This is a genomic window from Nocardia sp. BSTN01, assembly GCF_015354405.1.
Lineage (GTDB): Bacteria > Actinomycetota > Actinomycetes > Mycobacteriales > Mycobacteriaceae > Nocardia.
The window spans coordinates 23,028-33,531 of record NZ_JADKYP010000065.1; the positions used below are offsets into that span (position 1 = coordinate 23,028).

Annotated in this window: 13 protein-coding genes; 4 read left to right on the plus strand and 9 right to left on the minus strand. The window is 70.0% G+C overall.

From position 1 onward, the window contains the following. Window positions 1–19: 19 nt before the first annotated feature. From IRT45_RS31540 to IRT45_RS31550, 3 genes are read right to left on the minus strand one after another with little or no spacing between them, the layout of a single operon-like run. A complete protein-coding gene (locus IRT45_RS31540; protein WP_194809451.1) occupies window positions 20–454 on the minus strand; it encodes an SgcJ/EcaC family oxidoreductase in 435 nt (144 codons plus the stop codon). A 10-nt stretch (window positions 455–464) separates the two neighbouring features. Then, window positions 465–869, minus strand: a complete 405-nt coding sequence (locus tag IRT45_RS31545; RefSeq protein WP_309241243.1) for an SDR family NAD(P)-dependent oxidoreductase — start codon at window positions 867–869, stop codon at window positions 465–467. A gap of 8 nt (window positions 870–877) precedes the next feature. Next, window positions 878–1,516: an SgcJ/EcaC family oxidoreductase gene (locus IRT45_RS31550; protein ID WP_194809453.1), complete on the minus strand. Its 639-nt coding sequence runs from the start codon at window positions 1,514–1,516 to the stop codon at window positions 878–880. A gap of 94 nt (window positions 1,517–1,610) precedes the next feature. Here IRT45_RS31550 and IRT45_RS31555 point away from each other — a divergent pair, with 94 nt between their 5' ends. Continuing rightward, window positions 1,611–2,093 (plus strand): MarR family transcriptional regulator, encoded by a 483-nt coding sequence (locus tag IRT45_RS31555; protein ID WP_309241244.1) that lies wholly within the window; start codon window positions 1,611–1,613, stop codon window positions 2,091–2,093. Window positions 2,094–2,105: 12 nt separating this feature from the next. Here IRT45_RS31555 and IRT45_RS31560 read toward each other — a convergent pair whose 3' ends face one another. Together IRT45_RS31560 and IRT45_RS31565 are read right to left on the minus strand one after the other, a co-directional pair. Continuing rightward, window positions 2,106–3,449: a polysaccharide biosynthesis protein gene (locus IRT45_RS31560; protein WP_194809454.1), complete on the minus strand. Its 1,344-nt coding sequence runs from the start codon at window positions 3,447–3,449 to the stop codon at window positions 2,106–2,108. 81 nt (window positions 3,450–3,530) lie between these two features. Next, entirely contained in the window at window positions 3,531–4,034 is a 504-nt protein-coding gene (locus IRT45_RS31565; RefSeq protein ID WP_194809455.1) for a DinB family protein, read from the minus strand. Window positions 4,035–4,123: 89 nt separating this feature from the next. Here IRT45_RS31565 and IRT45_RS31570 point away from each other — a divergent pair, with 89 nt between their 5' ends. Together IRT45_RS31570 and IRT45_RS31575 are read left to right on the plus strand one after the other, a co-directional pair. Then, window positions 4,124–4,549 carry an ester cyclase gene (locus IRT45_RS31570; RefSeq protein ID WP_194809456.1) on the plus strand — a complete coding sequence of 142 codons (426 nt, stop codon included), beginning with the start codon at window positions 4,124–4,126 and terminating at the stop codon, window positions 4,547–4,549. Window positions 4,550–4,720: 171 nt separating this feature from the next. Then, window positions 4,721–6,670: a hypothetical protein gene (locus IRT45_RS31575; RefSeq protein WP_228535658.1), complete on the plus strand. Its 1,950-nt coding sequence runs from the start codon at window positions 4,721–4,723 to the stop codon at window positions 6,668–6,670. A gap of 48 nt (window positions 6,671–6,718) precedes the next feature. On the opposite strand, the gene IRT45_RS31580 is transcribed toward IRT45_RS31575, so the two are convergent. Then, window positions 6,719–7,963: a glycosyltransferase family 4 protein gene (locus tag IRT45_RS31580; protein WP_194809461.1), complete on the minus strand. Its 1,245-nt coding sequence runs from the start codon at window positions 7,961–7,963 to the stop codon at window positions 6,719–6,721. A gap of 173 nt (window positions 7,964–8,136) precedes the next feature. On the opposite strand from IRT45_RS31580, the gene IRT45_RS31585 reads away from it, so the two are divergent. Continuing rightward, a complete protein-coding gene (locus tag IRT45_RS31585) occupies window positions 8,137–8,925 on the plus strand; it encodes a class I SAM-dependent methyltransferase (RefSeq protein ID WP_194809457.1) in 789 nt (262 codons plus the stop codon). Window positions 8,926–8,942: 17 nt separating this feature from the next. Here IRT45_RS31585 and IRT45_RS31590 read toward each other — a convergent pair whose 3' ends face one another. The 3 genes from IRT45_RS31590 to IRT45_RS31600 all read right to left on the minus strand — a co-directional run. Continuing rightward, complete coding sequence (locus IRT45_RS31590; RefSeq protein WP_036506885.1) at window positions 8,943–9,227, minus strand: hypothetical protein; 285 nt, start codon at window positions 9,225–9,227, stop codon at window positions 8,943–8,945. 199 nt (window positions 9,228–9,426) lie between these two features. After that, complete coding sequence (locus IRT45_RS31595) at window positions 9,427–9,648, minus strand: hypothetical protein (RefSeq protein WP_194809462.1); 222 nt, start codon at window positions 9,646–9,648, stop codon at window positions 9,427–9,429. Window positions 9,649–9,918: 270 nt separating this feature from the next. Beyond that, window positions 9,919–10,504: phosphoenolpyruvate carboxykinase domain-containing protein (locus tag IRT45_RS31600; RefSeq protein WP_194809458.1), on the minus strand; the 586-nt coding region annotated here is incomplete at its 5' end.

Sequence of the window (10,504 nt, forward strand, 5' to 3'; positions counted from 1 at the left end):
CTGGCGTCTCGCGGGGCCGCTACCCGGCGGCCGGCCGGGTGGCGGGCTGCATGCGGAAGGTCAGCGCCTCCATGAGGGTTCTGCGCTGGGTCTTCTGCACCGCCGCGATCCGCCATTCGCCGTCGGATTCGCGGACCACGGTGTAGGTGGCCAGCTTGCCCAGCTTCTTCGGCTGTCCTTTCGACGATTCCCCGCGGGTGACGACGACGGCGGTATCGCTGCCGTAGCGGCGGATCTCGACGATGTCGACGGTGAGCCGGGTGCCCTTCAGGACACTGTCGAACAGGGCCTGATGCGCGCCGCCGATCTCGGTGCCACCGTGATAGACGGTGCCCAGATAGGTGACGTCGGTGGCGTCGGCGGTGAAGCAGGCGCCGTAGGCGGCGCCGTCGCCGCGGTTCCAGGCGTCGCGGCTGCGCTCGATGAGTGCGCGGATGGCGGTGGTGGTGGACATGGTCGTCTCCTCAATCGGCGAGCAGGGTGAGAGCGGTTCGGCGCGGCAGCAGCCGCATGGCGGTGGTCCAGAGCCGGTTGGCCGGGCTGGTGAGTACGACGGTGACCACGGCCCGGCAGTTGAGATCGATCGTGGCGAGCGACGATTCGATCGCCACCTCGGTGAAGTCGCCGGGCACGGCGGTCCCGGCGTTGTTGACCAGCATCGCGTATCCGCCCCGATGAAGCAGCCGCGCGACCGCCGCCACACCTGCCGCGGTGGCCAGGTCCGCGGCGAGATGATCATGGCCGGGCCCGAGTTCACCGACCAGAGCCGCCAGCCGATCGGCATCCCGGGCCACGACGGTCACCGAGAAACCCTCTGTCGCAAGGGCGATGGCGAAGGCGCGGCCGATACCTGCACTCGCGCCGGTCACGAGCGCCTTCACCGTTCGGCCTCGGGCTCGGTGGCGGGGTCGAACAGAAAGGACACCCGCTCGAACACCGACTGGCGTTTCGTGTTGTGGAAACTCGCGATCCGCCAGCGGCCGTCGGTTTCGCGGACCAGCGTGTAGGTCTGGGTCTTGGACAACTCGTGCGGGCGATCACCGTCGTACCGGTCGCCCCGGCTGGTGACGATCGCGACGTCACCACCGTAGAACCGGGCGCCGAGGAACGAATCGGCCAGTTTGCTGCCCTTCAGGAAACCGCTGAACAGCGCGCGGTGCGCCTCCGTGAGATCGCGGCGGCCGCTGTAGTAGGTGCCCACGAAGGTCGTGTAGGTGGCGTTCTCGGTGAAGGCGGTCCCGTAGGCGTCGGCGTCGTTGCGATCCCACGCGGCCGTCATCTCGCCGATGGTCGAGCACACCGCCCGCAGATCCTCGGCGCTGCCGCCCTCGGCTCGCACACTCGCGCAGTCGGCGACGCCCGTATTGCGCACGTCGGAGGTCTGATCCAGCCAGACGTATCCGCCGGCCGCGGCGATGCCGAGGCCCAGCACGGTGGCGCCGAGCGCCTTGGCCACGGTGCGGCGGCGGGATTTCTCCCGTCGGGCGGGTGCGGTGGGCTCGGTGGCGGCGGTCATGACGGGTCCTCTCGTGATATTCTCTGCTTAGAAGATTTTACTTCTTTGAAGAAGTCTCTTCGTTGAGGAAGAGATTACGAGAGAGGTGTGCCCCGTGTCAACGACGAGTCGCGAAAACGACCCCAGCCAGGTCTTTCGCCGCTATCTGAGTTCCGTTGTGCTCCATGCCCAAGCGGGTGCGAAAGCGGTCGGGCTCGGCGCCACCGACCTCTACGCGCTCAACATCCTGGAGTTGAGCGGCGCGATGACGCCGGGCGAACTCGGCGCCCGCACAGGGCTCACCACCGGGCCCACCACCCGCCTGATCGATCGCCTGGAACAGGGCGGTTACGTACGCCGGGCGCCGGATCCGGCCGACCGGCGCAAGGTCATCGTCGAACCGGTGGACCGGCCCGCCGGCCTGGACAGCGCCCTGGCCCCGGCCCGTCGCCGGATCGGCGACATCGTGCGCGGCTACACCCCCGAACAGCGGGAACTGCTGTTCGACTATTTCGCCCGTGCTGCCGATGCGTATCAGCGCGCCGCCGAAGAGATCACCGCCGAGGAGATCACCGAATCGGAGGCACCGGGCGAGTGAGTCGCCTCCCTGTCACTCGGCAGGTAACGGCGAAAGCTTCTCTCGCGCAGCGATATTCGTAGCACGCGGATCGCGACGGACGGTACGGATCACCACGGTGACCACCAGCGTGGTCACGATGGCGACGATGGCGGTGGCCAGCGCGATCAATGCCGGCAGGCTGCGCACGAACGGCACGGCGACGCCCAGTTCGACCGCCAATCCAGCCCAGATGACGGCGGCCGGTGCGGTGCGGTCGGCGGCGATGGCCGACAGCAAGGCTCCCTGCAGTACCGCCAACAGCGCGCCGGCCAGCGCGAACAACCACAGCAGATCCTGGATCGGCGCGTAGTCACGGCCCGCGAACAGCGGGGCCAGCGGCGCCAGCACGGCCGCGCCGGCCACGGCGACCAAGCCGACCGCCGCCAGCACGCCGAGGGCGGACCGCAGCGCACGCACGGAATGCTGCGGTTGCGCCATCCGCGGATACAGCACGACGCCGACGGCCTGCGGGAGCCAGAACGCGATCTTGGTGGCGATCGCGCCCAGGGCGTAGCGGCTGGCGTCCGCCTCGCCGAGGACGACGCGGGCGACGATCAGATCCGCGGACGACAGCGCCATCAGGGCAGCCTGGACCTGGGCCGCGCGCAGGACGGCGGCCACGTCGGCGGCCCGCGCCGCCGCGATCCGCGCGCCGGTGCTCCGGACCTCGACGGGGGTCTGCGCGACCTCGACGGGGGCCTGCGCGACTTCGGCCGCGCTCGACGGCAACGGCGTCGAGCCGGCGTCCGTCGCCGAGAGTGCGATCCGGGAGATCCGGTTCGCCGCGGTGGCAGCGACCAGCAGGCCGAGAGCAGCGCACCAGAGCGCAATGGCGGCACCCGCGCCGACGGCCAGCGCGATCAGCGCCGGAGCGACCCGGGCGATCGCCGAACCCCCGAGAACGGTTGCGAGCGAACGGAATCGGTTCGTTCCCTGCAGAATTCCCTGCTCGCCGGAGAGCAACACCAGCACCGGCGCGGCGATCAGCGCCCCGCCCGCGGCGACCGCGCTCACGTGCAGCAGCACCGCGACGGCAGGTACGAGCGCGAGCGCGACGACCGCCACGATCATCGCGCAGCGCCGGGTCAGGCCGCGCACCGTCGCCACGGCGGCGCCGCGCACCAACTCCCGCGCGACCACGTTCTGCAGCGCCAACGCCGGTACCGCGGCCAGCAACTGCACGGCCAGCAGGCTCGCGAAGGCGCTGTAACCGGTCACGCCCAGCCAGCGCCCGGCCAGCAATTGCAGCAGATAACCGGCGATATTCGCGGTCATGGCCCCAGCGGTCACCAGGGTCATATCCGCGACCACGGGTAGACGGCGCAGGGCAGGCATCCCGCCATGCTCCCACCTCCGCGCCGCCCGGCACAGCCGAGGCCCGCCGGTACGCGACCGCGGTGCGGTCGAGAGGGTGTTTCAGTCCTCGTCCACCAGCTGGCGCCGCACGTCGAGCAGGTGATGGCGGACCTCATGGATGGTGTGGACCGCCACCCAGCGCAGTTCGCGCTCGACGCGATCGGGGTAGTTGTACAAAACCCGCCGGTTCCAGTCGTGGGCGTCGAGGCGGTCGAGAACATTCGCGAGCAGTCGCGCCGAGACGAGCAGTTCCTGAGCCACGTCGGCGGGACCCTGTTCGGCATAGCCGTCGTGATCGGCACGTTCGTCCCGGCCCATGGTGACGAGCGCCGGGCGGTCGGTGCGGCGCGCCAGCAGAACACGTTCGCGCTGCACGAGCAGTACATCCCGGACGTGGCAGCCGTACTCCAACGGCGACCACAGCTCGGGAAGCCGGCGCCGCCGCGCATCGGGGCAGTCGTTCAGCGTGGCGGCCAGTTCGGCGACTCCGGCGAGGATCGTGGTCGCGGCCCGCGGCGCCTCGTCCGGCCGGTACTGGTAACCGCATTCGGCGCATCGATCCATCACACAACCCCCGTCTCGCCGCCTTGACACCATCTCAGTGAGACCATACCTTTAGTATCACTGATACGATCTCACTGTGAGGGTTTGATATGTCGATCGAGGCGAACAAGGACGTCATCCGCCGATTCATGAAGGCCGGCGACGCCCCGACGAGGGATCTACCGGCTGTCTGGGACAGCTTCACGCCGGACTGCACGTTCCCGACCCTCGCCACCCGCACCGGCCGTACCCGGTTCACCGTGGCGGACTACCGGACATTCCTGCTCGACTATTTCCGCGCGCTCCCCGACGCCACCTTCACCGTGGACGAACTGATCGCCGAGGACGACCGGGTCTGGGCCCACATCACCATCCGCGGCACCCACTCCGGGGAGCTGCGCGGCGTCCCCGCGACCCACCGGCCGGTGGAGTACACCCAGCTCGGTCTGTACACGATTCGCGACGGGAAGATCGCGGAAGCGCGGGCGGTGTTCGACGATGTGACGTTGCTGCGCCAGATCGGCGGGCAGGTGTAGGGAGCCGGACGGGCGTCCGCGGCCGGCATTCCGGCCGACGTAGGGTGACTCAGCGTGACCGGGGCTCGAGAACACGGCGACGACACCAGAAACTCGCAGCTGCGTTCGTTCGGCGCCGCGCCGATCTGGGCCCGGATCGTTCCCGTGGCCTACAGCCTCGCGCTCGCCCTGATGGTTGCCGGACCGCTCTTGGGCCCGGGGTATCTGCTGCTGCGCGATGGCGTGAGCACCCCCCGGTCCTACCCGACCGATGCGGCGCTGGGCTTGGGTGACGCGGCGCCGCGCGCCGTACCGCAGGACGGATTGCTCGCCGCACTGTCGGTGGTGGTGGACGGGGGGATCGTCGTCAAGACGATTCTGGTGCTGGCGCTCACGGCCGCCGGTTGGGGCGCGGCCCGGCTCGCGCACAGCCTGCTGCGGGTGTCCCTGGCGCCTCAGCTGGTCGCCGCGACGGTGGCGATCTGGAATCCCTATGTGGCCGAACGCCTTCTGCAGGGACATTGGAGCCTGCTCGCCGGATATGCGGCGCTGCCCTGGACGGTCGTCCTCGGGCAGCGGTTGCGGTCGGGCGCCGGACGGGCTCATCCGGCGACGCGTACATCGCACGGTGACACGGCGTCTGGGCCGGACGATGCAGGCAGCACGACGGCGGGGGCCGATGCCGACCGCGGGCCGCGGACAGACACCTTCGAACAGGCGCTCGGCGGCCGGGCGAGGCCGGGGTGGGTGCGTACCGCCGTGCCGTGGGCGATGCTGGGCGGCGTACTCGCCGCGGCGGGTTTGACGCCGACCGGTTCGCTGCTGGCGGGTCTGCTGGCGATCCTCACGGTGGGGCGGCGCAATGTCGTCGGCGCGGTGGCGCTGTGGCTGGTGAGCGCCGGTCCGTGGCTGGTGGCTACGGCACTGTCCGGCAGCGGGGCCGAACCGTCGGATCCGGCGGGCGTGGCGGCCTTCGCCGCGCGGGCCGAGCCGGGGCTCGGCACTCTGGGGAGCCTGGCCGGACTGGGGGGAATCTGGAACGGCGAGGCGGTACCCAGCTCTCGGACAACGCTTTTCGCCGTGTTGTCGACTCTCGTTCTGCTGGCGATCGCGCTGTCGGGTGTGCGTGCGGTCGCGGCGCCGGGCGAACGGTCCACGCGCTATTCACGGCGAATGTTGCTGGCGCTGGCCGCGATCTGCATCCTGCTGCCGGCCCTGGGTGCGACGGGATGGGGTCTCTCGATCGGCGAATACCTGATCGAGCGCGTCCCGGGCGCCGGATTGCTGCGCGACACCCAGAAGTATGTCGCCCTTGCGATGCCCGCATATGCCCTGTGCGCTGCGGCGGGATGCCGCGCGCTCACCTCCTTCCGCCGCCGCGAGACACCGGAATTCGCGCGGCAACCTGCGTCGCAGACCGATACGGTTCACACGGACGCGCCCGCGGAATCGGCCGCGGCGCCGACGTCTCCTAGCGCCGGCAGCGAGGCCTCGCGCAACGACAGCACCGCGCGGCGGTCGAATACCCTTGCTGTACAACCACTTATCGCTGCGCTCTTCATCGCCGCCCTGATCCTCACCCTGCCCGACCTGGCCTGGGGAGTGGGTGGCGCGCTGCGACCGGTGCACTACCCGCCGGCCTGGCAGCGGGTGGCCGCGGTGGTCGACGGCCCCGGCGACGTCGCCGTGTTGCCCGCCGGAATGTTTCGCGTATTCCCTTACAGCGGAAAGGTTCCGGTGCTGGACCCCGCACCCCGCATGCTGCGGTCGGACGTCCTGCAGACGGGCGTCCTGCCCGTGCGGGGGCAGGTGGTGGCGGGTGAGGGCGCGCGAGCCCAGCGGGTGGAGAACCTGCTGCTCCGGGGCGCGGACCCTGCCGACCTCGCCGCCCAGGGCGTCGGCTGGATACTCGTCGAACACCGGACGCCGGGAGCGTTCGGCGATGCGAGAACCACGCTGAGCCGGCTGCAGCCGGTGTTCTCCGACGCCGATCTGACGCTCTATCGCGTACCGGCCGCACGCGAGGTGGCCCGGGCCACCGCCACCGACCGCGCCGTGGCCGTCGCCGCACACCTGCTGTGGGCGGCTCTGCTCCTGACCGGCCTGGCGGCGGCCCTGGCCGACCGGCGACGCGGGCGATGAAGCGCACCGATCGACAGCCCGGCCTTATCGGAAATGATCGCTCGCCGATCAGCGAAGAGTCGGAGCTACCCGGTCGTCTCGCAGCGGCGCCGAGGTGGCTCCCGCCACCGTCGCACGTCCCGTGACCAGCCCCGAGACGAATCGTCCCCGAGCGGCGGCGGCCAGGACTTCGCTCACGCCGTTGCCCGTCTGCTCCCAGGAGAACTCGCGAGCACGCGCACGCGCCTTCTCCCCCATCACCGTTCGCCCCTCGGGGTCGGCGAGAAGTTCACCCACGATGTCGGTCAGTTGCGTGGAGTCGTCCACCAGCACCCCGGTCACACCGTCGACGATCGAATCGGTGAGGCCCCGGGAACTGCGGTAGCCGATGGTCGGGACGCCGTGCTGCGCCGCCTCGATCACCGCCAGACCCCACCCTTCCTTGCGGGAGGGCAGCACCTGAACCCAAGCGCGGGACAGCAATTCGTGTTTGCGCGCTTCGTCGACGTAACCGTGGAAATCGACCGCGTCGGCGATGCCCGAGCTGTGCGCACGCTTCTTCAGGTTGTCGGCCCACCAGCCGTCGCCGATCACGTCCAGGCGCAGGCCGGGGAGCCGGTCGCGCAGACCCGCGACCACGTCCAACGCGTCCTCGATCTGCTTGTGCGGCACCAACCTCGACAGCACCACGATGCTCGGATACGGCGTACGGGTCGTCGCCGCGCCGGTCGGGGACTGCGCGGGCACGGGCTCGGCGCCGTTGCGCACCACCGCGATTCGCGTCGCGTCCACCCCGAGCGAGGCGAGTTCCTCCGCGGAGGGCAGCGATACCGTCAGATACTGATCGCGCCGATGGACCCGCGGCGACAGTCGCGATTCGATCCACCAGCCGATCCGGCCGACCACCCGGCCCGCCACCGGCCACTGCTCACGGTGTCCGTGATGCACCAGGACCACCGAGGGCGCGCCGGAGACCGTCCGGGCGAAGAACGGAATGCCGTTCTGGGTGTCGATCACCGCATCCGGCCGCAACCCGCGCAGCGGGCCGAAACCCAGCCGCCCGGCCGCGATGGCGGCCAGCGCTCGCGGATAGACCGTGAAGCGCCCGCCCGCGCGGCTCACCTCGATGCCGTCGACGCGCTCCCGGCGGGGCGCACCCGGATAATGCGCGGTCCGCAGCGTCACCTTCACCCCGCGCGCCGCCAACTGCGCACCCACCTGCTCCAGGTACCGCTCGCTCCCCCCGCCCTGGGGATGGCCGGTGTCGCGCCAGCACAGCAGCAGGACTTCGCGGACGTCCGCATCCGGCCGCATCTCGTTCTCGCCGTTGCCGGGCCCACGCAGCCGCGCCAGGGCAGCGCGCTCGCGGGGTCCGGTTTCGGGCACGGCAGTTCTCCAGATCGTTCACGTCGGACGACAGTGGGCTCCACCATAGCGGCCGACGGCCGTTCCGGGTCGCTGCGGTGGCCGCATAGACTGGCGCGGCCATGCTTCGATCCGACGCAACCGGACCGCGTCCCCGCTTCGCGCGCCGGGCCACCCTTCGCCGTTCCCTGCGCCTGCTGGGCAGTTTCCGCTTCGAACAAACCGACCCGGCCCGGTTCTACGGCGGTATCGCCACCGACACCGCCGACCTCGTAGCCGATTTCTATCGGGATCTGACCGGACGGGACCTCCGCGGCACCGTGGTCGTCGACGTGGGCGGGGGCCCGGGATACTTCGCGGACGAATTCGCGGCGGCGGGCGCGCGCTACCTGCCGATCGAACCCGATCCCACCGAGATGCACGCCGCCGGGCTCACCGTCGCCGGCGCGGTGCGCGGGTCCGGCATGGCGCTGCCGATCCGCGACGACGCCGTCGACATCTGCCTGTCGTCGAATGTCGCCGAACATGTGCCGCAGCCGTGGGTGATGGCCGACGAGATGCTGCGCATCACCAAACCGGGCGGCCTGATGGTGCTGTCCTACACGGTGTGGCTCGGACCGTTCGGTGGGCACGAAACGGGACCGTGGCACTACCTCGGCGGCGAATACGCTGCCCGCCGCTACGCCCGGCGCACCGGAAAGCAGCCCAAGAACCGCTTCGGCCGCTCGCTGTTCGCCGTCACCGCCGCCGACGGGCTGCGATGGGCGCGCGAAACCGGAGGCCGGGCCCAGATCCTCGCCACCTTCCCCCGCTACCACCCGCGCTGGGCGTGGTGGGTGACGCGCCTACCGGGCGTGCGGGAACTCCTGGTCAGCAATCTGGTCGTCGTCGCGGCCAAACCCGTCCACTGACGCCGCATCCGGGGGATCTACTCCAGCCACCCTCGCCGCCGAGTGCGCCGAGCGGGCTCACTCCACGGCGGCTCCTGCATGGCCAGGCCGACGGTTTCCAGCGGGGTCAGGCCGACGCAGTTGGCGAGTGAGCGGACCGCCGCCACCGCCTCGGCCGCCTGCAGCGCCGCCGCCGCCTGTTCGAGCGTCAAGGTCCGGCCGGGCAGAAAGGACACCACCCAGCCCCCGGTACCGACGGACCTTGCCTGATGTGGGGTCTGATCACTGGTCATCAGCGATCGGCCGACCACTTGCACCGCCATGATTCGGACTCCCCTGCGATTGCATCTGTAAAATCGTCCGATAAATATTTGCTCTAAGCATGCTCTGCAATCGCAGGAAACGCAATAGTGCGTTTTGTGAAAAGCGAACCGCGAGGTAGGATTTCGCGCCTCGCCGCTGGGCGAACGGTCCGGGATGTCCGCTGCGCGTAGTACGTGACGCAGGGAAAGATGCGCCGAATCAGTTCTCGGACAAGCGAACTCGCAGCACCGGCTGCGGATCTCCGTGCGGGCGCGGCGCCGCGAGGTCGATCTCGACCTGCCATCCGGGCGGCAGGACGGCCTGCAACCGGGCCGCGGCACGCTGCAGCGGCGTACTCGCCGTCGGCGCCGGATCCACCCCCGGATCGGCCCACCGCGCGCCGGCTAATCCTGAGACAGCATCGAACCCGAGTTCGGTCATGCCCACACCCACCTCCCACATACCCCGACCGGTCGGCCAGACAACGGAATCCACGAGCACCTGCAAGCAGTCAGTTCAGCCGAGTAGTTAATTCCCCGCAACCGCGGGGAGTATTCGTGAGATGCAGAACACATTCAGAATAGGACAAGCGCGCCATTCCGCACGCGGAACCGCGGAAATGACGAGCCGCCCGCCCCGTCGCAAAGACGGTGCGGGCGGCTCGCTTTCGTCGTTCGCGGGGGCCGACCGTCCCCCAGCCGGCCCTCCCGACTAGCCCAGACGCTGCTTGAGCGCCTCGAATTCGTCACGCACGCCGGACGGCAGCTTCTCGCCGACGAATTCGAACCACTCCTCGATCAGCGGGATCTCCTTGCGCCACTCGTCGAGGTCGACCTTCAGCGAGGCGTCGACGTCGGCGGGGTCCACGTCCAGACCCTCGAGGTCCAGATCGCCGGCGGTGGGCACATTGCCGATCGCGGTGGCCTCGGCCTGCGCCTTGCCCTCGATCCGGTTGACGATCCACTCCAGCACGCGGGAGTTCTCGCCGAATCCGGGCCACAGGAAGCGGCCGTCGTCGCCGCGGCGGAACCAGTTGACGTAGAAGATCTTCGGCAACTTGGTGGCGTCGGCGTTCTTGCCCAGGTTGATCCAGTGGTTCATGTAGTCGCCGACGTGGTAGCCCATGAACGGCAGCATGGCCATCGGATCGCGGCGCACGTTGCCGACCTTGCCCTCGGCCGCGGCGGTCTGCTCGGACGACATCGTGGCGCCCATAAAGACGCCGTGCTGCCAATCGAAGGACTCGGTCACCAGCGGGATCGTGGTCTTGCGGCGGCCGCCGAACAGGATCGCCGAG